The following is a 24895-nucleotide window of genomic DNA, read 5'->3' as shown; positions in this document are numbered from 1 at the left end:
TTTTCAATTATAACTAATCAAGGATTAATAACAATACTCTTGCAGAATTGATTACCAAATTTAGTTACCATTGCTTTTTCAGTATGCGGTTTAGATTGAAGGTTTGGATCATTTGAATCTATGTGAATATCAATGATGTCTCCTTTGGTCATCATTTTATTCAAAGCAGATAAACTCACCTCTACAGGTTTATTTTCTTTTGATCCTGTATTTATTGTTACTCTAAAATGATGTGTTTGGACTCCTTTATCATCTTTTGTTGTATTTTCATATTTAGCATTTTCTAGGTCATATCTGTCCTTACCTTCTACTTCCATTATGTAGAAATGCATAGAGTTAATATTAGTGCTGGTAGCATCAATTTTTGAGATAATCCCAAGTCCATGTTTTAAATCTAAATGTACAGGTTGGTCGTCGACCTTCTCTAGACAGTCAAATTTTAAATACAAATTTAATTCTTTGTCAACAATTTTGTCACCTAATAGTTCAAATGGCTTAAGCAATTTGTCTTCGCAAGACATTGAAAGAGTTACAATTAGTGCTAAAAGGACGCTCGGTAATCTAGTTTTCATAATAATAGGGTTTTGGTTAATTAATTGTTCAAAGATGCGAAGTAGGTGAACATCAAAACATACCCGATTCTAGGTATTCTAACCTAAATTACTAAAAATTGTAGTATTAACAGGAAAATTAAGACAAAAATGAAATAAATAAAGACGTAAATTATTACACAAAAATGGACTTGATGACTGCTATCATGGCAATAAAAGATACAAAGGCAATCAAAATCCAAACGCTGCCTCTGTAATATTTTTGATGGATTTTAATATCTCTTCTATAGGCATAAAAGATGACTACAATAAATGCTATTGCAAATAAAATTCCAAAAATCAATTGACCATTACTGAACATATAGCTATTTTTATGCAAAAATAAATAATACATTTCCAAAATTCATATAAAATCAAGTTAATGTTTATGAATACTATTAATTCAATAGTTCATATTATTAAGTGTTATTATTCAAATTATTAAAAAAAAACAACTCATGAAAAACAAAATAGAGGCAGTCATAAAATTCCATACCGCATTTAAAATTGGCCATAGAGAAACACCAAAAGCTAATTTAGGAATTGACAAAAATATGTTGCGTTATAAACTAATGCGTGAAGAAAATGAGGAATACCTTGACGCAGCTAATACTGATGATTTAATAGAAGTTGCAGATGCTTTAGGCGATATGTTATACATTCTTTGTGGAACTATAATCGAACATGGCATGCAGTACAAAATCGAAGAAGTGTTTGATGAAATTCAGCGTAGCAATATGAGTAAGTTAGGAGAAGACGGAGAACCCATTTACAGAGAAGATGGTAAGGTTTTAAAAGGCCCTAATTATTTTAAACCTAACATTCAAAAGATTTTAAAGTCATAAAAAAAAGAAGCCAATTGGCTTCTTTTTTCTTTTTTATTTCACTTCGTATCTCCAGTTATGCTTATCTTCAGCTAAATTATGCTGTATGTTTAGCATTTTTTGTTTTAGAATGCTCGAATAAGAATTCTCATTTATTTCTGGAAGATTATACACAGTATCTCGATGTTCAAATGCAGAAATCGGACTAATAACTGCCGCAGTTCCTGCTCCGAAAATTTCTTTTAAACTTCCGTTTTTATAGGCTTCAACTAGTTCATCAACTTTAATTGGTCGTACATCACATTTTATAGCATTGTCTTCGCATAATTGAATTAAACTTTTACGCGTAATTCCATCTAAAATACGATCACTTGTTGGAGCCGTAATTAACGTGTCTCCAATTCTAAAGAAGACATTCATAGTACCAGCTTCTTCCAAAAACGTATGTGTGTCTGCATCAGTCCAAATTACTTGTTGAAATCCTTTTTCTTGTGCCAAATTTGTTGGGTAAAACTGTGCAGCATAATTTCCAGCTGCTTTTGCAAATCCAACACCTCCATTTGCAGAACGACTAAATTGCTCAGCGATTAAAACTTTAACAGTACCTTTATAATACGCTTTTGCTGGAGAACAAATAATCATAAATCTATAGTTATCAGAAGGTGCAGCTGCAATCGCAGAATCTGTAGCTATAACAAATGGTCTTATATATAATGAATTTCCTTCTCCGCTTTTTATCCACTCTTTATCAAGTTTTAGTAAGGTCGTAAGGCCTTCAAAAAAGTATTCCTTTGGAAATTCTGGGATAGCTAATCGTTTTGCAGATTTATTAATTCGCGCAAAGTTTTCATCAGGTCTAAACAAAAACACACCTCCATGATCATCTTTATAGGCTTTCATACCTTCAAAAACTGCTTGTCCGTAATGAAATACACGAGCAGAAGGGTCAATACTCATAGGGCCATAAGGCTTAATTTTTGGTTGTTGCCATTCACCATCTATAAAATCACAATAAAACATGTGGTCTGTAAACACACGACCAAATGTGAGATTGTCAAAATCTACATCATGAATTTTAGAAGTTTGGGCTTTTACTATATCGATTTCGTAAGTTGAGACTTTAGTCATTATTTTCTTTAAATATTGTTTTGCAAAAATAGGTATTTATGCTTTAAAAACGTATAAAAATTAGCTAAAAAATATGTAACTTTGTATCTCAAATATTTATTTAAAAATCAAATCAATTATGAAACGTATTTTATTACTATTAATGCTCGTAACCTTTGTTTTTTCGTGTAAAAATGAAAATAAACAAACTGAAGAAAATATAGATATAGCACAAGATATCTCAAATGAGAAAGCCATTTCTTATAGTTCTTTCGGAAAAGAAATAAATGATGCTGATGCACTTTCAGCAAAACGAATGGCAACTCATTTTGAAAGTATGACAATTGGCGATTCTATAGATACTAAAATGATTGCGAAAGTTGATGAGGTATGCCAAGCAAAAGGATGTTGGATGAAAGTAGATCTTGAGAATGGCGAACAAGTAATGGTAAAGTTTAAAGATTACGGTTTTTTCATGCCTAAAGATATCTCTGGAAAAGAAGTTGTGTTGAATGGGAAAGCTTTTGTAAATGAAGTTCCAGTTGACGAACAACGTCACTATGCTGAAGATGCAGGTAAATCTGCTGAGGAAATCGCAAAAATCACTGAGCCTAAAAAGACATTTTCTTTTGTTGCAGATGGTGTTTTATTAAAAGAAGAGTAATGCCAAAAAGCCTTTATTATATCGTTTTAATGGCCTTAATTTTTAGTTGTAATTCTACTGAAAAAGCAGAAAAGACTACAACTATAGTTGATGGTAGAGAACGCTATGATGTATACCAAGGTTCTGAAATGGCTAATTTAATGAGAGGAATGCATGCCTTTAACTTACAACTTAAAAAAGAAGTTGAAAGCGGAAAAGTTACGACCGAATTTCCTGAAGAATTTTTAAAAATCCATACAGCAGAATTTTCAGAGTCAAAGTCAAGAAATGAAACATTCGACCATTACTCAGGACAATTTATTGAAGCTCAGAAACTTGTATTTGCTGAAGATTCAATTGTAGCGCTTTCCGAACGTTACAATTCCGCAATTAATTTATGTATTTCTTGTCATCAAACAGAATGTACTGGGCCAATACCTAAGATTAAGAAATTACTCATTAAATAAGCAATTTGCAACGTAAAATAATTACTACGTCAGACGGTTCTAAAACCATTCAAATTGAAGAATGGAACGAACAATACCATTCTGTTCATGGTGCAATACAAGAAGCAAACCATGTGTATATTAAACATGGTTTGCTTTTTTGTAATCAACATATTCCGGCATCAAACCATATTTCAGTTTTAGAAATTGGATTTGGTACAGGTTTGAATGCTATACTTTCTTTATTAGCGTCTGAAAAACACAACCTAAATATTGACTATTTTGGTGTTGAAGCTTTTCCAATTTCCAAGGAGGAGTTAATTGAGCTCAATTATTCTGAATTATTAAAAATTAAAAACTCATCTTTTGAAGACATACATAATTCAGCTTGGGAAACATCACATCAAATCACAGAAATGTTTAGACTAACAAAGCAGAAGAAATTTTTTGATGAGATCACAGATGATAATTGTTTTGATGTTATTTATTTTGACGCCTTTGGACCTCGCGTACAACCTGAATTATGGACAGAAACAATTTTCAAAAAAATGTATAAGGCCTTAAGACCGTATGGTGTTTTGGTGACTTATTCATGTAAAGGAAGTGTAAAACGTGCTCTAAAGTCTGTTGGCTTTACAATTGAGCGCTTGGAAGGTCCTCCTGGTAAAAGACATATGCTGAGAGCCATTAAACGTTAAACCATTCCTAAATATTAGTTCCTACATTACAGAATACTTAACTTTGTAGTGCTATGAAAACAGTATTAATAACAGGTGCTACGGGATTAATTGGACGAGAAATCGTTAAAGTTTGTCATGATAATAATTGGTTGGTGCACTACCTAACAACTTCAAAAAATAAATTATCATCTCAGGATGATTACATTGGATTTTATTGGAATCCTGACACCAAAGACATTGATGTTTCTTGTTTTGAAGGTGTGGACACAATTATTAATTTAGTTGGAGCATCTATTTCAAAACGTTGGACTTCAGATTATAAAAAAGAAATTCTATCGAGCAGAACTAATACCGCTCAATTGCTTTTTGATACAATTAAAGCAAATAATTTTCCGATAAAGCATATGATTTCTGCTAGTGCAATTGGAGTTTATCCTAACTCTCAAACTAAGTATTATGATGAAGATTATGATGAGATTTCAAATACATTTTTAGGACATGTGGTTGAAAAATGGGAGGCAGCAATTAATCAATTTTCCTCCTTAGGAATTAAAGTATCAAAAATTAGAATTGGATTAGTACTTTCGGAAAAAGGAGGTGCATTACCAGAAATAATTAAACCCATGCGATTAGGAGCAGGTGCTGCTTTTGGAGATGGACAACAATGGCAATCTTGGATACACATTGAAGATTTAGCTGAACTCTTTATGGACGTAGCAGAAAAGAGACTTGAAGGTGTGTTTAATGGTGTGGCTCCTAACCCTGTAAGTAATAGCGAGCTAACTAAATTAGCAGCTAAAATATTAGGAAAGCCTCTTATTTTACCTAATATCCCAAAGTTTGCGATGAAATTAGCTTTAGGCGAAATGCATATGTTGTTATTTGAAAGTCAACGGGTGAGTTCTCAAAAAATTGAGGAAGCTGGCTTCAAGTTTAAATTCCATCATTTAGAACCAGCCCTTGAAGATCTATTAAATTAAAAAAGCCATTCTCTTTAAAAGAATGGCCTTAATAATCAATTTAAGTGCTATTAATCTAAGCTTTTTTTGCTTTGATTGTAATTTTCAGCTCAATGTCATCATTAATAAATTTATTTCCTAAACCTTCAAAGATTGATTTTGAACCGTAATTCACACCCCATTGTGTTCTATCAATTGTAAATGGTTCGCTTTCAATAGTCATTTGATCACCATCATTAGTAATCGTTACTGGAAATGAAATATTATGTTTCTGACCTTTTATAGCCAAGTTACCTGATAATCTAGTTTTTCCCGCAGCCAATGATTCGGTTGCAGTAATTTCAAATGCAGAAGTAGGGAATTTTGCCACATCAAAAAAGTGATTTTCTTTGCCTTCAACCGTTCCTTTTAAATGCGCTTCAAGATCTTCTTTCCCATCGCCAGCTTCTAAATCGGTTACAGTAATGGTATTCATATCAATTAAAAAAGTACCACTTTGTAATTTACCATCATCAGTTTTAAACACTCCATTATCAAGGTTTATAGTACCATTGTGAGTTCCTGTTGGCTTAAAGCCTTTCCACTCAATTGTAGACTCTGAAATACTAACAGTAAATTTTTCAGACGTACTTTCACTAACTGCAGCAGCCTCTGCGTCACTTGTATTTGCGTTTTCAGCTTTATCCTTGCATCCAGTGAATGAACTCACAAATACAAGTAATAATGCAAGGTGTAATGTTTTCTTAATCATTTGATATAGTTTTAGTGTTATTAATATTTCAAAAATAATCATTTCTTAATAGACTTCAAATCATTAAATTTTTTGATGACATTTTGACATTTTAATAATAATGGCAGTACTTTTGCCAATCTTAAATCGAAGATTTATAAAAATGACCAAAACAATGGGTAAAAAAGATAAAAACGAAGTTATAGATGATTTAGATGTTAATGAAACTTCAAATCAAGATACACAAGTAGAAGCCATTTCTGTTGAAGAGCAATTGAAAGAAGAACTTAGTAAAGAAAAAGATAAGTTTTTGCGCCTTTTTGCAGAGTTTGAAAACTATAAGAGACGTACTTCAAAGGAACGGGTTGAATTATTTAAAACAGCAAGTGAAGATGTCATGTTGGCAATGCTGCCTATATTAGATGATTTTGAGCGCGCATTAACTCATATTGAAGATGATAAAGAGGCTGAAGAACTCAGAAAAGGAGTGCTTTTGATTTATAACAAACTATTAACAACGCTAAATCAAAAAGGATTAGAAAAGCTCGAAGTGAAGGCAGGAGATGTGTTTGATGCCGATGTGCATGAGGCTATAACTCAAATTCCAGCGCCAAGTGAAGATCTTAAAGGGAAAATTGTTGATGTCGTTGAAAAAGGATATAAACTAGGAGATAAAGTGATTCGTTTCCCAAAAGTTGTGATTGGACAATAAAATATTAATTAAAATGAAATCTGTTTTTTTATTGAAATCAGATAAAATGACATGGCAAAAAGAGATTATTACGAAATTTTAGGTATTGATAAAAATGCATCTGCAGCTGAAATAAAAAAAGCGTATCGTAAGATGGCAATTAAATTTCATCCAGATAAAAACCCTGATGATAAGGATGCAGAGGCAAAGTTCAAGGAAGCAGCTGAAGCCTATGAAGTATTAAGTAATGCTGATAAAAAAGCAAGATACGACCAATTTGGTCATCAAGCATTTGATGGTGCTGGTGGCTTCGGAGGTGGAGGCGGTATGAATATGGATGACATATTTAGTCAATTTGGTGATATTTTCGGAGGCGCATTTGGAGGTGGAGGAGGTTTCTCTGGCTTTGGAGGTGGTTTTGGAGGAGGACAAAGACGTGTGAAAGGAAGTAATCTTCGAATTCGTGTAACACTTACTTTAGATGAAATAGCCAATGGCGTTGAAAAGAAAATAAAAGTTAAACGAAAAATTCAAGCTCCTGGTACAACCTATAAAACGTGCAGCACTTGTAATGGTGCAGGTCAAGTAACTAGAGTTACTAATACCATTTTAGGTCGAATGCAAACTGCTTCAGCTTGTCCTACTTGTGGTGGAGCTGGACAGAGTATAGATAAAAAGCCTAGTGATGCCGATGGTCAAGGATTGAAAGTACAAGAAGAAACAGTTTCTGTTAAGATTCCTGCTGGTGTTGTAGATGGTATGCAGTTAAAAGTTACTGGAAAAGGTAACGAAGCACCTGGAAATGGTATCTCTGGTGATCTATTAGTAGTTATTGAAGAAAAAGAACACGAGACACTGAGTCGTGAAGGTGATAATTTACACTATGATCTTTATGTAAGCTTACCTGATGCAGTTTTGGGTACATCAAAAGAAATTGATACAGTAACTGGTAAAGTGAGGATTAAAGTAGAAGCTGGTGTGCAATCTGGCAAAATTTTACGCTTACGCGGAAAAGGTATTCCTAGCATCAATGGTTACGGTACTGGAGATTTACTTGTTCATGTCAATGTATGGACGCCAAAAACATTAAATAAGCAACAAAAGGAATTTTTTGAGAGTATGAAAAATGATGAACATTTCAGCCCTAAGCCTGAGAGTAGTGATAAATCATTTTTTGAAAAAGTTAAAGATATGTTTTCATAAAAAAACCATGTTTTAATAAAAAACACTATATTTGATTATCACTAATTAATTTTAGTGGTAATTTTTCTTTTTCATAGCAATTTTTTCCCATCCTTAATTTATTAAGGGTGGGTTTTGTTTTTTTACTAATTTTTGATGTGTTGTCTATTATCTTTTAAGATATTTTAAAATTTAAGTGATGAAGTAAAAAATTAGTGTGTTTAAGCACTTAAATCATCAGTAACATTTTTATCTTTACACGTTACGACAATTAATTTTTCAATTTTTATTTATGGATAACCTCTTAGTTGCTGATTCAGTTTCTAAAAATTTCGGTGATTTCAGAGCATTAAACGCTGTCTCTGTCTCAGTTCCCAAAGGAAGTATTTTCGGATTATTAGGACCAAATGGTGCTGGTAAAACAACACTTATTCGCATTATAAATCAAATAACAATGCCAGATACTGGTCGTGTTTTACTTGATGGTCAACCTTTGAAACCAGAAGATATTCAGAATATAGGTTACTTGCCTGAAGAACGCGGTTTATATAAATCTATGAAAGTTGGTGAACAAGTTTTGTATTTAGCACAACTAAAAGGTCTGACAAAACAGGACGCCAAAAAGCGTTTGAAATATTGGTTCGAAAAGCTAGAAATTGGTGATTGGTGGAATAAAAAAATTCAAGAACTCAGTAAAGGTCAAGCACAAAAGATTCAGTTTATTGTTACAGTTTTACATCAACCTAAATTATTAATATTTGATGAGCCTTTTTCTGGTTTTGATCCGATTAATGCCAATTTAATAAAAGATGAAATTCTTCAGTTACGTGACGAAGGTGCAACTGTTATTTTCTCAACACATCGTATGGAATCTGTTGAAGAGCTTTGCGATCATATCGCTTTACTTCATAAATCGAATAAAGTACTTGATGGAAAACTAACAGATATCAAACGTCAATATAAAACCAATACTTTCGAGGTTGGACTTCAAACGAATAGCATTGAAAGTGTTTCAAACGCCATTAAGGAAAAATTTGAGGTGTTACCAGCCACCTTCAGGAATTTGAATGATGATGTTAAGATGAATATTAAATTAAATGCGAATGATTCATCTAATGATTTGTTGTCATTTTTAACGTCAAAAGCAGAAGTACATCACTTTACGGAAGTAATACCTAGTGCAAGCGATATTTTTATTCAAACAGTCAAAAACAATTAAGATGAATCATTTGCCACTTATTATAAAAAGAGAATACTTAACTAAGGTCAAAAACAAATCGTTCATTATTATGACGTTTGTGAGTCCATTAATTATGGTTGCCTTAATTGCTGTCGTTGCTTATTTGTCACAGCTTAATAATGATAAAGATCGAAATATTTCAGTACTGGATGAAACAGGAGTTTTAAGTGAAGTCTTTGTGAATACAGAACACACTAAATACACAATTCTAACGAATGAAAGTCTTGAAACTGCAAAAGCAATGGTGAAGGCAAAAGAAGATTTTGGCTTATTATATATAGAAAAAAGTGCAGACATTGTGAATGTTTTACCAAAGGTGAAATTCTATTCAGACGAATCACCTTCATTATCCATTATGTCTAGTTTGGAGCGAAAAATAGAAAAAAAATTATCTGATACTAAATTGCAAAGTGATGGCGTTGATATAGAGAAAATTCAAGCCGCAAAAACGAATATTAATATTACTCAAGAAACATTTTCTGGCGAAAAAACATCAAAGATTGATAGTTATCTAAAATTAGCATTTGGAGGAGCTGCAGGATACTTGTTATTTATGTTTATCATTATTTACGGAAACATGATTATGCGAAGTGTTATTGAAGAAAAAACGAGTAGAATTATTGAAGTTATTATTTCTTCAGTAAAGCCAATTCAACTTATGATGGGTAAAATAATTGGCACCTCTTTGGCTGGTATAACACAATTTGGTATTTGGGTAATTTTAGGCAGTATTTTAATGCTTATTTTGTCTTCGATTTTCGGAATAAGTATGGCTGAAATGCAAACCCCTCAGCAAGAAATGATGAACCAGGCTATGCAAAATCCTGAAGTAGCTAATGAAATGCAATTGGCCATTCAGTCGTTTTATAATTTGCCTATAATTAATTTAATTACGGCTTTCATGTTCTTTTTTATTGGTGGTTATTTATTATATAGTTCTCTTTATGCTGCGGTTGGTGCTGCGGTTGATAACGAAACGGATACTCAACAATTTATGATGCCAATCATTATGCCTTTAATTCTAGCCGTATATGTTGGTATTTTTACGGTTATTGAAGATCCACACGGAACAGTTTCAACGGTATTTTCATTTATCCCATTTACGTCTCCAGTAGTGATGTTGATGCGGATTCCTTTTGGTGTCCCAATTTGGCAACAAGTCTTATCGTTTTTAATCTTAGTTGGTACCTTTGTATTTACGGTGTGGTTTGCAGCTAAAATCTATCGTGTTGGGATTTTAATGTATGGAAAGAAACCTAGTTATAAAGAATTGTTTAAATGGATTAAATATTAATTATGATTCAAAATTTATCTAATTTAGAAGAAAAGATTGAAGAAAGCTCTGCTTGGCAAAAAGCAAAGGAGTTCCTCAATTTGCATATAGATATTTCTGATAAAATAAGTATATCTATTCTTGATATTTTAATTGTAATAACAGCCATTTTTATTACAACAATTATTTTAAGAATACTTCTTAAGGCGTTTACAAGGCATTTGCCAGATGAAGATAAGGGGAAATTTAATGTGGTCTATGGTTACTTTAGATGGCTTATTTATCTTGTTATTTTACTTGTTACTCTGCACTCAGTAGGTGTTGATGTTACAGCGGTTTTCGCCGCATCTGCTGCATTATTAATTGGAATTGGATTAGCATTACAAACCTTATTTCAAGATATTATATCTGGTGTTTTCATTCTAATTGACCAATCAGTTCATGTTGATGATATTATAGAAATTGATGGAAAAGTAGGTCGTGTTGAAGAAATAAAACTACGAACAACTAGAGCTGTAACTATTGATAATAAAGTATTAGTAATACCTAACCATTTGTATTTGGAAAACAGCTTATATAATTGGACGCAAAATGGAACTATTACAAGAGAAAGTGTTTCCGTAGGTGTAGCTTATGGAAGTGATGTTCAATTAGTTAAAAAATTATTATTACAAGCAGCAAGTACGCACCCACAAGTGTTAAGTGCGCCTGAGCCTACTGTTGTTTTTGCTGATTTTGGAGAAAGTTCCCTAGACTTTAAACTCATTTTTACCTTATCAGATAGTTTTAAAGCGCAATTTCCTAAAAGTGATATTCGCTTTAAAATTGATGAATTATTTAGAAAACATAATATTACAATTCCTTTCCCTCAGAGAGATATTCATATCAAGCAACAACCTAAATAATTTATTTGATTTATGCTATTAAAATGTCGTTGTGTTTACCTATTGATAACAATATGCTTGTATTCTAATATTGTTTCAGCACAGCTCACAGATTTAGCACGACTTGAGTATTCGTTTATTCCTAAAGGCAATTCTGAAGATCAATATACAAGGCTTAGGGCTTTAGTCAATTATCCAATTGAGGTTTCAGAAGATAATTACTTAATTATTGGAGCCGAATACAATCGAATTATATTAAATTTAGAAGATAGTTACCCATTTGATACGTCTCTTTTGAAAACGATAAGTATTATAGATTTGAATATAGCTTATACATTTAAAACTAGCGGAAAATGGAGATTTGGTGTCAAGTTAAGTCCAAGAATCGCATCGACTTTGACCACCGCAATTACTCGAGACGATATTTTTATAAATGGAGGTGTATTTGCAATTAATGATCGTACTAAAGATGAAAGTTCTAAAAAGCCATATCGTTTAATTTTAGGCTTGACCTACAATGCAACAACGGGATTGCCTTTTCCGTTACCGTTTGTGAGTTATTTTAGAAGAATTAATGAAGACTGGTCATTCGCTATTGGAGTTCCAAAATCAAATATAAAGTACTTTTTTAATGAAAAAAACATCATTCAGACTTTTGTGAGTCTTGATGGCTATTTTGCACATCTGCAGGAACCATCTGTTGTTCAAGGTAAAAAAGTTGACAATATTTCACTTTCAGTTGTTGTCGGTGGACTTGGATATGAGCACTTATTTTCGAAACATTTAGTAGCTTACTTGTATACAGGTTACACATTTCGGTTAAATAATGTATTACGTAGTGAAAACAAAGGAGAAATTTTTAAATTAGACGATGTAAATACATTCTATTTAAGAACAGGAATTAAATTTAAAATATAAATATGTCAAAGATTTTAGTTATTGAAGATGAAGCGGCAATCCGAAGAGTATTAGTTAAAATACTTTCAGAAGAAAGTGATAGTTATCAAGTTGAAGAGGCAGAAGATGGTCTTGTAGGTATTGAAAAAATAAAGAAAGACGATTACGATTTAGTGCTTTGTGATATTAAAATGCCAAAAATGGATGGTGTTGAAGTTTTAGAAGCTGTTAAAAAAATTAAACCAGAAATCCCTATGGTCATGATATCTGGTCATGGAGACCTTGATACAGCTGTAAATACAATGCGTTTAGGAGCTTTTGATTATATTTCTAAGCCACCAGATTTGAATAGATTGCTTAATACTGTTCGTATAGCATTAGATACAAAAACACTAGTTGTTGAAAATAAAATGCTAAAAAAGAAAGTCAGTAAGCAATACGAAATGATTGGTGAAAGTGAAGCTATTGCTCATATCAAAGATATGATTGAAAAAGTTTCAGCAACAGACGCTCGAGTTTTAATTACTGGACCAAACGGAACAGGTAAAGAACTTGTAGCGCATTGGTTACATCAAAAAAGTGCACGATCAAAAGGGCCATTAATAGAAGTGAATTGTGCTGCAATTCCTGCAGAATTAATTGAAAGTGAATTGTTTGGTCATGTTAAAGGGGCATTTACGAGTGCCGTAAAAGACAGAGCAGGAAAATTTGAAGCTGCTAATGGAGGTACAATCTTTCTTGATGAGATTGGAGATATGAGCTTATCTGCTCAAGCTAAAGTATTACGAGCACTGCAAGAAAACAAAATTCAACGTGTTGGTAACGATAAAGATATTAAAGTAGATGTACGTGTTGTAGCTGCCACCAATAAAGATCTAAAAAAAGAAATAGCAGAAGGTCGATTTAGAGAAGATCTCTATCACAGACTGGCAGTGATTTTAATTAAAGTTCCTTCTTTAAACGACAGGCGAGAGGACATTCCGTTATTAATAAATCATTTTTCAGCTAAAATTGCTGAAGAACAAGGAACGGCTAAAAAAGAATTTTCAGAAAAAGCTATTAAACTACTTCAAGATTACGACTGGACGGGTAACATTCGTGAACTGAGAAATGTTGTGGAACGACTGATAATTCTTGGAGGAAGTAATGTAAGTGAAAATGATGTGAAATTGTTTGCTTCAAAATAAGGATTATGAAAAATATTGACATTAACGATTTTAAAGTAACTGAAACTATTAATTTAAATAAGACGCCTACAACGTTTGATTTACAGTCAGATAAAGGTATTATTGAAAAAAAATTGGAAGACGTTCGGGAGAAGCTAGGCGATTTTCAAAATACAATTTATGCTCATGGTAAATATGCAATTTTAATTTGCATTCAAGGCATGGATACTGCTGGAAAAGATAGCATGATTAGGGAAGTGTTTAAAGATTTTAATACGAGAGGAATTGTTGTGCATAGTTTTAAAGTGCCTACCGAAAATGAACTTAATCACGATTACCTTTGGAGACATTATATTGCGCTTCCAGCGCGAGGTAAATTTGGTGTTTTTAATAGAACACATTATGAAAATGTATTAGTAACTAGAGTGCATCCTGGTTATATTCTAGGTGAAAATTTACCTGATGTAAATTCGATCGAAGACATAAATGAGGGGTTTTGGAATAAGCGCTTTGATCAAATTAATGCTTTTGAAAAACATATTTCTCAAAATGGAACAATCATTTTTAAGTTTTTCCTTCACTTATCTAAAGAAGAACAAAAAAATCGATTACTACGTCGTTTAGAAAAACCAAGTAAAAATTGGAAGTTTTCTCCTGGCGATTTAAAAGAGCGAAAACTATGGGATTCGTATCAAGCATGTTATGAAGATGCACTAAACAGAACCTCGAAAACACATGCACCTTGGTTTGCAATTCCAGCAGATGATAAACCAACAGCTCGATATATTGTTGCTAAAATTTTATATGACACCCTTATAAAATATAAGGATATTGTTGAGCCAGAGCTAGATGACGACATTAAAGCAAATCTTGACGATTATGTGAGGCAACTCGAAAATGAGTAATTTTTATGATTTCTTTATAAATCCTCAGTATTTAAAATAGTATATTTAGCTTCAATAAAAATCTCCATATGAAGCGAATAATTCTAGTACTTTCTATTGCAATTTCTTTCCAAATTTCAGCACAAACAGATGCAGAAAATCTTAAATCTATTTATGATAATTCTTTAACTAATGGTATGAGTTATCAATGGTTAGATCATTTATCTAACCAAATTGGTGGTCGCCTTTCAGGATCTTTAAATGCAGAAAGAGCTGTAGAATACACAAAAGAAGAATTCGAAAAATTAGGATTAGATAAAGTATGGTTACAGCCTGTTATGGTGCCACGTTGGATTCGTGGAGCCCCAGAGTTCGCTTATATTGAAACTTCTCCAGGTAAAACGACTAGTGTAAATATTTGTGCACTCGGTGGATCAATTGCAACACCAGCTGGAGGTGTTAAGGCTAATCTTATTGAAGTGGCTACTTATAAAGATTTGGAAGCATTAGGTGAAGCTAAAATTAAAGGCAAAATTGTATTTATCAATAGACCAATGCAAGCCAATTTAATTAATACGTTTGAGGCTTATGGTGGCTGTTCTAGTGAACGTTATGCTGGAGCTCAAGAAGCTGCAAAATATGGAGCTATTGGAGTAATTGTGCGTTCATTGAATTTAAGATTAGACGATTTTCCACATACTGGAAGTATGAGTTATGGTGATTTGCCAAATTCACAACGTATTCCTTCTGCTGCAATTAGTACAAATGATGCTGAATTGTTAAGCGGAATGTTAGCGCTTAACAAAGATATAAGACTATACTTTAGTATGAGTTGCAAACAACTAGACGATGTGCAATCCTATAACGTAATTGGTGAAATAACAGGAAGCGAATTTCCAAATGAAATTATTGTTGTAGGTGGTCATTTAGATTCTTGGGATTTAGGAGATGGTTCTCATGATGATGGCGCAGGAGTTGTACAATCAATGGATGTGCTTCGTTTATTAAAAGAAAGTGGTATTCGCCCAAAAAGAACGATTCGTGCTGTATTATTTATGAATGAAGAAAACGGTTTACGTGGAGGTCGAAAATATGCAGAAGTGGCAAAGAATAAAGGTGAGAATCACATTTTTGCTTTAGAAAGTGATTCGGGTGGATTTACACCAAGAGGTTTTAGTTTTCAATCGAGTGACGCTATGTTAACTAAAGTTCAAAGTTGGAGGTCTTTGTTTAAGCCTTATTTAATACATTATTTTGAAGCAGGTTATGGTGGAGCAGATATTGGTCCCTTGAAAAATGACAACATCGTTTTAGCTGGTTTACGTCCAGACTCACAACGATATTTTGACCATCATCATGCAGCAAACGATACATTCGAACATGTTAATAAACGCGAATTAGAATTGGGAGCGGCTTCAATGACAGCTTTAGTTTTTTTGATTGATAAATATGGTACAGACACTATAAATTATGATGCGCAATTAAAAGATTAAAAGTAATATTATGTACAAAGAACGACTTGAAATTTACGACCAAATTGTAGATAAATGCCCTCGTTTTGACCGCAAAGGAAAAACCATGCCTTATACTTCAGCTAATGGTTATATGTTTTCATTATTAAATAAAGATGCAGAATTAGGTTTTAGGTATTCTAAAGAAGTTCAAGAAAAATATATAAAAGAATTTAATTCAAATTTGTACAAATCGTATGGAGCAATTATGAAAGGCTATGTTTTGATACCTGACAACATGTTAACCGATTTAGATAAATTAGCTCAATACTTAAACGAAAGTTATGATTATGTTATGACTTTAGATCCGAAATAAAATGAAACACATAGTACTTATTCTTGCCTTATTATTTTCAACAATTATTCAAGCACAAACTGAAAAACAACAACTTCCTTATTACGAAATACCTGAGTATTCTGAAACGTTTACTGCTGGAACTGTGGCTGCAAGACTAATTGATGGACTTGGGTTTAGATTTTATTGGGCAAGTGAAGGTTTGACTGATATCGATCTAGAATATCAGCCTAATGAAGATGTGCGTTCTGCTTCAGAAACGATTGATCATATCTTAGATTTATCTTATATCATTGTCAATTCTACTTTAAAAAAAGCTAATCAACAAGTCGAAAAAAATGAAATGACTTACGCACAAAAGCGCGAACAAACCTTGATGAACCTGAAAACGGCTGCCGATATTCTAAGAGGTAGTGATGACATTTCCCAATTCAAAATTATTTTTGGTGAGCGAGAAATTCCATTTTGGAATCAAATTAACGGACCAATAGCTGATGCAATTTGGCATTGTGGTCAATTAGCTTCATTCAGAAGAACTTCAGGAAACCCAATTAATCCAAAGATTAGTCATTTTAATGGTACTGTAAAAGAGTAATTATGAGTCAAGGCTATTTACAACACATTCATCCTGTACTTCCTGTCAAAAATTTGACTAAAGCCATTGATTATTATGTCAATAAATTAGGATTTAAACTTAGTTTTAAAGATCAAGGCAGTGATCCAAAATATGCAGGTGTAGGAAGAGATAGTATCGAAATCCATTTGCAGTGGCATGATGAAAAAGAGTGGGATGCTGGGATAGATAGACCAATGCTTCGTATTAAAACCGAAAACATTGATGCCTTATATGAAGACTATAAATCCAAATCTGTATTTCATCAAAATACTAGTCTAAAAAAGACGCTTTGGGGAACTCGAGAATTTGGATTCTATGATAAGGATATGAATGGATTGGTTTTTTACATGAATTTTCCTACTTAGGAATGGTTTTTGATGCTTTAGTTTTATATTTTTAACAGTGCCTTTTTGAACGTAATCAATTCAATTGTACGATTAACCACTAACTATTCAGCCATTTATGAGACTAATCACACTCTGTTTTATTCTATTTTGTTATTTGTTTGGGTTTTCCCAAAATCCTTTAAAAGAAGGTATCAGTGATACAGCCTTTGAGGATTATGATCTTTTATCTTCTTATGAAGATTATGCAGAATTAGAACGCGAAGTTGTTTATCTCCATCTGAACAAATCTACATACATAAAAGGCGAATCTATTGGTTTAAAAGCTTATGTTTTTGATAAGGCTACACAACGATTTTCTACAGCTACATCAAATCTCTATTGTACAATACAGGATGAAAAAAATGCCATTGTCAAACAGAAATTAATATTGATTAATGACGGAATAGGAATCAATGACTTTATAGTGGATAGCTTATTTACTTCTGGCGAATATAAAATTACAGCCTACACAAATTGGATGAAAAATTTTGATGAGAAAAATTATTTCTCTCAAACCATTCGTATTATTGACCCGGAAATTGAGAACGTTGCAAAAAACATAAAAACAATTTCAGAAATAGATGCACAATTTTTACCAGAAGGTGGACATTTGGTAACCAATGTTGAAACTATTATTGGAGTAACAATCAAAGATAAATTTGGATTTGGAATACCGAATATAGAGTGTAATGTTATTAATTCTAAAGATGAAGTTATTACTAATTTTAAACTAAACACTTTAGGTTTAGGTCGGTTTAACTTAAAACCATTGTCTAACGAAACGTATAAAGTTGTTCTAAAGTATGATGAAAAAGACTATGAGTTTGATTTAAAAAATATACAAACTCAAGGTATTGGATTAGCTGTGAAACGTTTAAAAGATAAAACGTATATAACGCTAAAAACTAATGAATCAACTTTTGATCAAGTCTCTAATAAAGTGTTTATTATGGCTATTCATAATGGTAATCAATTAAAGGCATTTAATATTAAATTTAATGAAGACCTAGACGTGGTAAAGGCAGTCTCAAACACCGATTTATTTTCAGGAATAAACATCATAACCATATTTAATGACCATAACACACCAATTTTAGAACGTCAAATATTCAATTATGATGGTTTAAAATTTGCAGTTTCCAGTGATCCAATCGTAGAAAAGAAGAAAGATTCTTTATTGGTTTCAATTCCTTATTCAAACTTAGATACTAAAACGTTTAATAATTTTAGTATTTCTGTGTTACCCGAACAAACACGAGCATATAATCATCACGAGAATATTTCATCTTCAACATTGTTGCAGCCTCATGTTAGAGGTTATATTGAGAATTCACAGTATTATTTTCAGTCAATTACACAAAAAAAACAGCATGAACTAGATAATTTATTGCTAACACAAGGTTGGAGTAGTTACGATTGGGAGAACATATTTAATAATCCGCCAGATTACGATTTCGATTTTGAAAATGGGATGAGCTATGTTGCTAATTTTGCAAATAAAGGAAATCAGCAATTAATCATTTACCCAACATTAAATGGTCCTTTAGAAATTATCGAATTAAAACCAGATGAGATGTCGTTTGAAAAGCAAGGTTTTTTTCCAATTTCAAATGAAAAAATAAAGATCAGTGCGATTGATAAAAAAGGGAAGCCTGTTATGCCAAATATTTCGCTAAAATTTGACCCAGAAGTTTTTCCTGATTTTAATCTAGCACATGATTTTGCAACCTTAAGACCAAGAGAAGCCAGATTGTCTGAAGTTAATAATTATAGTGATTTTGAAAATGGATGGAAAACGATTGAACAACTTGATGAAGTCAAATTAATAGGAAGACGAAAATATACAGAAATAGATAGGATCAAGAACGCAACGGTTGGTAAAGTTGAATTTTTTGATGATAAGAAACGATTAAAATTTCAAACCATTGGTCGATATCTCAGTACAAAGGGTTTCATTGTATTAGAGAATAAAGCAGGAGGCTTAGGTTTTCAAATATTTAGAAGAGTTAATACAACCGGAAGACCTCTAAACTCTTCAGATAATATTCCAGTGATATATCTTGATGATGTTATTTTACATTCAGATTTAGGAATTTTAAGAGATATGACGATGGCAGATGTTGAATATATTGAAGTCAATCTCTCTGGAATTGGCGGCGGAATGCGAGGAGGAGGAGGCATTGTGAAAATAAAGACAAATCCATTTAAAATTCATAATAGCACAGAAAAGAAAACGGCACATAAGTCATTCGAAATTCCTTTAAAATTTGATGTTGCGAAGCAATTTTATATACCAAAATACACGTCTTATACTAGTGATTTCTTTAATGAATATGGAGTGATTGATTGGTTTTCAAACGTGAGCACAGACAGTAATGGTGTGCTTAAATTGAAAATTTTCGATAATGAAATGACTAATTTGAAATTATTTATAGAAGGGTTTTCTAATGAAGGCACTTATATTTCAGAAGTAAAAAACATAAAAATTAATTAGCTATGAGAACAAAAACAGTTTTAATTAATACACTACTTGCATTTTTAGTTCTACAAGTTGCAACGGCTCAAAATCAAAATTCAGACGTAGATTTAATTTCCGTTTATAAGGATTATACTGAGATGGAACGAGAAATCGCTTATGCTCATCTCAATAAATCAATTTATATTAAAGGCGAATCTATAGGTATTAAAGCTTATGTTTTTGATAAGTATAATAAGCAATTAGCGACCCAAGCGACTAATTTGTATTGTACAATTTCAGATACGGAAGGAAAGATCATAGTGAGTAAAATGCTAATGATTACTAACGGAACAGCTATAGCCGATTTTGAAATTGATGATCGTTTTTCTTCTGCACATTATACGATTAACCTGTATACAAACTGGATGAAAAATTTTGCTGAAAATAATGTATATACAGAAACCATTAGAATTATTGATCCAGAGCTTGAAAAAACAATGATATCTTCTCAAGAGCCGTTACAAATTGATGCTCAGTTTTTGCCCGAAGGTGGTCATTTATTAGCTAATGTAGATAATACAATTGGCGTTGTTATAAAGAATGAAAAAGGTATTGGTATTTCAGGTGTTGAAGGTGAAATTATAGATCAAAATGGAGTGGTCGTAACTAATTTTAAAGTAAATCAATTTGGAATAGGAAAGTGCCTTTTAAACCCAAAAGCGAATGTATCCTATAGTGCTCAATTTGATTATGATGAACAAAGACATACAATTGCTATAAAGCATATAAAAACTGAAGGCATTAGTATGAGTTTATTAGAGGCTCGAGGTAATGTTGCTATTACTTTAAAGACTAATCCTACGACATTAAAACGTATTACAGGACAACTCTATAAGTTGGTAATTCATAATGGAGAAGATATAAAAGAGACTTTGTTTAAGTTTAGTGAGAATACTGAAGAATTAAAGATTATTTCAAATTCAGATTTATTTAAAGGGATCAATATTTTTACGGTTTTTGATTCGAATAATAATCCATTAATTGAGCGTTTGTACTTTAATTATGATGGATTTAAGTTTATTGAATCTTCTGAAGCTATAACAAAATCAGCTAACGATTCAATAACAATTACTTTACCGTATATGTCAGAACCAAAAGCTATTTTAAACAGTTTTAGTGTTTCAGTATTGCCATCGAAGTCCAATTCTATCCATCATCAAAATATGGCTTCTTATATATTAATGCAATCGTATTTAAAGGGTTATGTAGAACAAGCAGCCTATTATTTTACAGGAATTACGCCTAAAAAGAAATTTGAACTCGATAATTTATTGATTACTCAAGGCTGGAGTAGTTATGATTGGAATACCATATTTAATAATCCGCCAGATTATGCTTTTGATTATGAAAATGGCATAAGCTATACTATAAATTCACAACAAAAAGAGGACCAACAATTAATGATTTATCCAACCTTAAATCATCCTATGAAATTAATAAACCTCACAAAGGATAATACCTCATATACTGCAGCCGGTTTATTTCCTATAGACGATGAACAAATAAGAGTTAGGGCATTGAGTTCATCAGGTAAGGCGTCAAAACCTAGCTTATATATACAGTTTGATCCTTTTAAGATTCCTGAAATAAAGACAAGTTTGAAACCTTTAATGCCTAATATTAATACCATTCCATACAGTAAAACTCTGACTTTCGAAAGTACATTGAGACAAGTAGAACAGCTGGAAGAGGTAATTATAAATAAAAAGAAAGCATATACTAAAATTGAAAAACTTCAAAATAGGAGTTTAGGTAAAGTAGAAATGGTTGATGAAGTACTCGAAAGACGTTATAGAACCTTAGTGCGTTATCTAAGAGATAAAGGGTTTAAAGTCGTTGATACACCAACAAAGTTTGAAATTTATTCAAATTCTGTAAATAGTACTAGAGATCGTATTGCAATAAATGTTGTGGAATCAGATCCTCGAGGCGTTGCTGCTTATGATCCTAATGGACCAGCGTTACACTTAAATGAAAATTCGGCTATTGTTGAACATGCTTCATTTGACCAAGATGCTGGTACAAGTCCAATTGTGTATCTAGATGGAACTATTCTGCATCAGGATTTAACCATTTTGAAAAATTTAACGATGGATCAAATAGAATATGTTGAAGTTAATAGATCTGGAATTGGAGGCGGAATGCGATCAGGAGGAGCAGGACTAATTAGAATTAAAACCAAACCTCAAGCAGAAATTAAAATTGAAACAGATAATGTTAATACAGGTTATGAGATTCCTTTAAATTTTTCAGTAGCTAAACAGTTTTATGTTCCTGTGTATAAATCATATGATAATGATTTTTTTAAAGAATTTGGCATTATTGATTGGATTCCAAACCTAAATTTGAATGCAAATGGTAATTTAGAGTTTAAAATTGCGGATAGACAATTAACCGAGTTTAATTGCTTTATTGAAGGCACAATTAATGATAAAACTTTTGTTTCAGAAATTAAGACCATTAAATTAAAATAACGTATGAAAAAATTAATCATTCTAATCTTGTTTTTAACTGTAAGTACAAATGGTGTATATGCACAAAATGTACCTTCAGAAAATGTGGTAGAAGAGCTTACGTGTCAAATTATAGATCAATCAGATAAGCGACCAGTCGTATTTGCAACAGTGAGTATTAAAGATAAAAACAATGGTGTTATTGCTGATGAAGATGGTAATTTTCGACTTCCATATAAATATAAAACTCAGAATGATGTTTTAATTATTTCATGTATTGGATATGAGACCAAAACGATTGCAGTTACTACGTTGTCAGATAACAACCTCAATATTATTTTCTTAAAGCCAAAAATTGAAGCTCTCAATACAGTTACTATTACAACTAAAAAGGATAAACCTAAAGCCAACTATGAAAATGTAAGAGATATTGTGGGTAAGGCTATTGCCAATATGAGAGTTAACTACCCAACAACGCATCATTCTTTTATTGGATATTACAGAGATTATCAATTACTTGAAAGTAGGTATTTTAACCTTAATGAAGGTATTGTTGAGGTCTTTGATGCTGGTTTTCAAACTAATAAATTGTTATATAAAGACAACCAATCTGCTTTGTATGAGTTTAATCAAAACTCAAAGTTTCCTAAAGACACATTGTTGACAGCTGCATATGATAATCAAAAATATAAGTACATTAAGGATGCTACAATCTCTTCCATTGGTGGTAATGAATTAAGTATTTTAAACGTACATAATGCCATAAGAAATTCTGCTTATCATTCCTTTTCTTTTGTGCATACTTTTAAAGATAACTTCCTTTACAATCATGAGTTTAGAATAGCAAACAAATTATACCTAGATGATATTCCTATTTATGAAATTAAGTTCACTGCAAATGAAGATGTGACAGGTGTGAAAAATACAGCAAATGGTGTCATTTATATTGCTCAGGATAGTTATGCAATTCACAAATTAGAATACTATGGTTTTGTTGTAGGTGATTCAGATCCCTTTTTCTCAATCAAAATAGAGTATGCTCCAAAAGGAAAAAAAATGTTTTTAAATTATATTTCATTTAATAATAAATTTGAAGTTAGAAGTCGTAATGATTTCGAAATTGAAGATGTGTCTTATGACAAAGGCGAAAACGCTTTTTTTGTTAGGTTCAATAATACGGTCGATAAAACTACGATTGCCAATAGTAAGAATTTTAGGTTTATTTATAAGAAACGAAAACTAAAAATTAATAAGGTGACTTTAGATAATGGTAAAACCGTTAAAATAAGTCTTATTAGTGGCGCAATTCCGTCTAATGAAGAACTTAATGAAGCCCAAATGAAAGAATTGAAGTATCGCATTAAAAAAGTTACAGATATTAGTGGAAGAGCACTCAATAAGAAAACATTTATAGAAGTTAATCAGTTTAGAGAACTGTTTGTTCAGGAGGTATTTGAAAGAAAAGTAATGCCTAAAAATTTGATTTATGTAAATAAATCCAAAAGTCTGAACAATTCTATAGTGAATTCAGATGCGTCAATAAATAGTTCTGATTATTGGATTAACTCGCCTTTGAAAGCAACAAAAAATTAGTCATTTTTAGCGTCCTCTTGTTGTTCTTTTCGCATTTTAACATAACCTGTCACTAAGCGTACACCCAATCTTGCAAAAAGAATAATGGCAATAACCATCACAATATCAAATCCATTCATAACATCAATAATCAATACGTTTATAAAAGTAGAAAATTGGTTTTAGCTAAACGTATTTTTAACAAGAATTATGATTTTGGCTCAACAATTAGAAAAACAGCAGTACTATCTCCAATATTTAAGACTTCGTGCCAGTCGACTTTTTCATTATAAAAACTATAACCTGTCGGAATGTTTACCTCTCTAGTTCCTGAAGTATCTTTAATTCTGAACGTGCTTCCAGCCAATGTATATCCAAAATGCGATTTATGATAATGACGTTCATGACCAACACCAGGAGGAAAGGTGCATTTAAGTGTTCTCACCTTGTCATTATCTTCTAGGACTTCACAAACCACTTCGTTATTCCATCCAGCTTCAAGTGGATCTGGAAGGTTTTTTATCTCCTTGCAATTACATAAAAGTAAAAAGAGAATAATTGAACTTACAATTTTGAAAGTGAAGGTATTATTTAAGGGTTGCATATACTAATTATTGTAGCGACTGTATTTCTTTATCGAGTGATTTTATTAATGACAAGATACTGTTCTCTACGCGTTCTGCTCTATTTTTAACGCTAGAATTTTCAAATGCAATAGCTGATACTATTTTATTAAATGCCGCATCCTTTTTAAGGCTAGTAAAGTCTTCTTGAGAAATTTCATGTTTTAAAAAATACGTTTGCTTTTCATCATAAACAGGACTAAAATACTGAATTAATTTAGGTTCACTATGCAAAGCATGAAAGCGTAGTCGTTCTTCTTCATACCGTTTGTAATAGCTGTAAAGTCGTTCATAATGTAAAGAAATATTATTTCTAAGGCTATCATTAGAAATGATACCAATTCCTTTCGAAACCAAAAGACCATAACCACTTGTGTTTGGGTCAAAATGTGGTGTTACTCTCAATAAAGAAGCATGTATAAATAATTGATTTGAAGGATTCTCTTGAGTTTCTAAATACACTTTTACATCATCACAGGCTTTATTTATGTCATCCATTATACCAATGTCTTCTTTGATTTCTTTTAAATCTAGGATTAAATTTGTACGTATTTCTTGTATGATTTTTAACTCTAATTGTTGTTCCTCATTTTGCTTGTTCCACGTATTAATTTGAAGTGCGATTAAAATCCCAATCACTACAAGGACGATTTCACCAATAGCATATTTAAAATATTTAGAGGTTTTGTTTTCCATAATTAGGTTTTGACGAATTTTGCGGAAAA

At 31.9% G+C, this 24895-nt stretch carries 27 protein-coding genes; 20 read left to right on the top strand and 7 right to left on the bottom strand.

The window, feature by feature from the left end; genetic code table 11:
- Positions 1-17: 17 nt before the first annotated feature.
- On the bottom strand, positions 18-572 hold the full coding sequence (locus VOI25_RS08230) for a hypothetical protein (protein WP_323788579.1): 555 nt from the start codon (positions 570-572) through the stop codon (positions 18-20).
- Positions 573-726: 154 nt separating this feature from the next.
- Entirely contained in the window at positions 727-912 is a 186-nt protein-coding gene (locus VOI25_RS08225) for a hypothetical protein (protein WP_323788578.1), read from the bottom strand.
- Positions 913-1048: 136 nt separating this feature from the next.
- Here VOI25_RS08225 and VOI25_RS08220 point away from each other — a divergent pair, with 136 nt between their 5' ends.
- Entirely contained in the window at positions 1049-1435 is a 387-nt protein-coding gene (locus VOI25_RS08220) for a nucleoside triphosphate pyrophosphohydrolase family protein (protein ID WP_323788577.1), read from the top strand.
- 33 nt (positions 1436-1468) lie between these two features.
- Here the strand turns inward: VOI25_RS08220 and VOI25_RS08215 are convergent, their stop codons facing one another.
- Complete coding sequence (locus VOI25_RS08215) at positions 1469-2542, bottom strand: branched-chain amino acid aminotransferase (protein WP_323788576.1); 1074 nt, start codon at positions 2540-2542, stop codon at positions 1469-1471.
- Positions 2543-2660: 118 nt separating this feature from the next.
- Between VOI25_RS08215 and VOI25_RS08210 the strand changes: the two genes are divergently transcribed.
- The 4 genes from VOI25_RS08210 to VOI25_RS08195 are packed head-to-tail and all read left to right on the top strand — an operon-like array spanning position 2661 to position 5270.
- Positions 2661-3185: a DUF4920 domain-containing protein gene (locus VOI25_RS08210; protein WP_323788575.1), complete on the top strand. Its 525-nt coding sequence runs from the start codon at positions 2661-2663 to the stop codon at positions 3183-3185.
- Positions 3185-3631 carry a hypothetical protein gene (locus VOI25_RS08205; RefSeq protein ID WP_323788574.1) on the top strand — a complete coding sequence of 149 codons (447 nt, stop codon included), beginning with the start codon at positions 3185-3187 and terminating at the stop codon, positions 3629-3631. Before VOI25_RS08210 ends, VOI25_RS08205 begins: the two co-directional genes overlap by 1 nt.
- A 5-nt stretch (positions 3632-3636) precedes the next feature.
- Entirely contained in the window at positions 3637-4308 is a 672-nt protein-coding gene (gene mnmD / locus VOI25_RS08200; RefSeq protein ID WP_323788573.1) for a tRNA (5-methylaminomethyl-2-thiouridine)(34)-methyltransferase MnmD, read from the top strand.
- A 53-nt stretch (positions 4309-4361) separates the two neighbouring features.
- Positions 4362-5270, top strand: coding sequence for a TIGR01777 family oxidoreductase (locus tag VOI25_RS08195; RefSeq protein WP_323788572.1), 909 nt, complete (start codon positions 4362-4364; stop codon positions 5268-5270).
- A gap of 55 nt (positions 5271-5325) precedes the next feature.
- Here the strand turns inward: VOI25_RS08195 and VOI25_RS08190 are convergent, their stop codons facing one another.
- On the bottom strand, positions 5326-6000 hold the full coding sequence (locus VOI25_RS08190) for a YceI family protein (protein ID WP_323788571.1): 675 nt from the start codon (positions 5998-6000) through the stop codon (positions 5326-5328).
- Positions 6001-6154: 154 nt separating this feature from the next.
- Here VOI25_RS08190 and VOI25_RS08185 point away from each other — a divergent pair, with 154 nt between their 5' ends.
- The 15 genes from VOI25_RS08185 (at position 6155) to VOI25_RS08115 (ending at position 23568) form a co-directional block, all read left to right on the top strand.
- A complete protein-coding gene (locus VOI25_RS08185; RefSeq protein WP_416376067.1) occupies positions 6155-6691 on the top strand; it encodes a nucleotide exchange factor GrpE in 537 nt (178 codons plus the stop codon).
- Positions 6692-6742: 51 nt separating this feature from the next.
- Positions 6743-7873, top strand: a complete 1131-nt coding sequence (dnaJ, locus tag VOI25_RS08180; protein ID WP_323788569.1) for a molecular chaperone DnaJ — start codon at positions 6743-6745, stop codon at positions 7871-7873.
- A 271-nt stretch (positions 7874-8144) separates the two neighbouring features.
- Positions 8145-9071 carry an ABC transporter ATP-binding protein gene (locus VOI25_RS08175; protein WP_323788568.1) on the top strand — a complete coding sequence of 309 codons (927 nt, stop codon included), beginning with the start codon at positions 8145-8147 and terminating at the stop codon, positions 9069-9071.
- A gap of 1 nt (position 9072) precedes the next feature.
- Positions 9073-10386, top strand: a complete 1314-nt coding sequence (locus VOI25_RS08170; protein WP_323788567.1) for an ABC transporter permease — start codon at positions 9073-9075, stop codon at positions 10384-10386.
- 2 nt (positions 10387-10388) lie between these two features.
- On the top strand, positions 10389-11270 hold the full coding sequence (locus tag VOI25_RS08165; RefSeq protein WP_323788566.1) for a mechanosensitive ion channel family protein: 882 nt from the start codon (positions 10389-10391) through the stop codon (positions 11268-11270).
- Positions 11271-11327: 57 nt separating this feature from the next.
- Positions 11328-12167, top strand: a complete 840-nt coding sequence (locus tag VOI25_RS08160) for a DUF6268 family outer membrane beta-barrel protein (RefSeq protein ID WP_323788565.1) — start codon at positions 11328-11330, stop codon at positions 12165-12167.
- Between the two features lie 2 nt (positions 12168-12169).
- Positions 12170-13333: a sigma-54 dependent transcriptional regulator gene (locus VOI25_RS08155; protein WP_323788564.1), complete on the top strand. Its 1164-nt coding sequence runs from the start codon at positions 12170-12172 to the stop codon at positions 13331-13333.
- 5 nt (positions 13334-13338) lie between these two features.
- Positions 13339-14217 carry a PPK2 family polyphosphate kinase gene (locus VOI25_RS08150; RefSeq protein WP_323788563.1) on the top strand — a complete coding sequence of 293 codons (879 nt, stop codon included), beginning with the start codon at positions 13339-13341 and terminating at the stop codon, positions 14215-14217.
- Positions 14218-14285: 68 nt separating this feature from the next.
- On the top strand, positions 14286-15689 hold the full coding sequence (locus VOI25_RS08145) for a M20/M25/M40 family metallo-hydrolase (protein ID WP_323788562.1): 1404 nt from the start codon (positions 14286-14288) through the stop codon (positions 15687-15689).
- A gap of 10 nt (positions 15690-15699) precedes the next feature.
- Entirely contained in the window at positions 15700-16023 is a 324-nt protein-coding gene (locus VOI25_RS08140) for a hypothetical protein (protein WP_323788561.1), read from the top strand.
- Between the two features lies 1 nt (position 16024).
- Complete coding sequence (locus VOI25_RS08135) at positions 16025-16597, top strand: hypothetical protein (RefSeq protein ID WP_323788560.1); 573 nt, start codon at positions 16025-16027, stop codon at positions 16595-16597.
- 2 nt (positions 16598-16599) lie between these two features.
- Complete coding sequence (locus VOI25_RS08130; protein WP_323788559.1) at positions 16600-16983, top strand: VOC family protein; 384 nt, start codon at positions 16600-16602, stop codon at positions 16981-16983.
- Between the two features lie 97 nt (positions 16984-17080).
- Positions 17081-19498 carry a hypothetical protein gene (locus VOI25_RS08125; protein WP_323788558.1) on the top strand — a complete coding sequence of 806 codons (2418 nt, stop codon included), beginning with the start codon at positions 17081-17083 and terminating at the stop codon, positions 19496-19498.
- A 2-nt stretch (positions 19499-19500) separates the two neighbouring features.
- Positions 19501-21996, top strand: coding sequence for a hypothetical protein (locus tag VOI25_RS08120; RefSeq protein ID WP_323788557.1), 2496 nt, complete (start codon positions 19501-19503; stop codon positions 21994-21996).
- 3 nt (positions 21997-21999) lie between these two features.
- Positions 22000-23568, top strand: a complete 1569-nt coding sequence (locus VOI25_RS08115) for a carboxypeptidase-like regulatory domain-containing protein (protein WP_323788556.1) — start codon at positions 22000-22002, stop codon at positions 23566-23568.
- Here VOI25_RS08115 and VOI25_RS08110 read toward each other — a convergent pair.
- From VOI25_RS08110 to VOI25_RS08100, 3 genes are all read right to left on the bottom strand, one after another.
- On the bottom strand, positions 23565-23687 hold the full coding sequence (locus VOI25_RS08110) for a hypothetical protein (RefSeq protein WP_323788555.1): 123 nt from the start codon (positions 23685-23687) through the stop codon (positions 23565-23567). The genes VOI25_RS08115 and VOI25_RS08110 overlap by 4 nt on opposite strands.
- A 68-nt stretch (positions 23688-23755) precedes the next feature.
- On the bottom strand, positions 23756-24151 hold the full coding sequence (locus VOI25_RS08105; protein WP_323788554.1) for a cupin domain-containing protein: 396 nt from the start codon (positions 24149-24151) through the stop codon (positions 23756-23758).
- A 7-nt stretch (positions 24152-24158) separates the two neighbouring features.
- On the bottom strand, positions 24159-24866 hold the full coding sequence (locus VOI25_RS08100; protein ID WP_323788553.1) for a DUF6090 family protein: 708 nt from the start codon (positions 24864-24866) through the stop codon (positions 24159-24161).
- Positions 24867-24895 lie beyond the last annotated feature (29 nt).

The sequence above is a fragment of the Psychroserpens sp. genome (genome assembly GCF_034670085.1).
In the GTDB taxonomy this organism is placed as follows: domain Bacteria; phylum Bacteroidota; class Bacteroidia; order Flavobacteriales; family Flavobacteriaceae; genus Psychroserpens.
The sequence above is the reverse complement of the archived record's forward strand: the minus strand, read 5'-3'. Positions and strand labels throughout refer to the sequence as shown.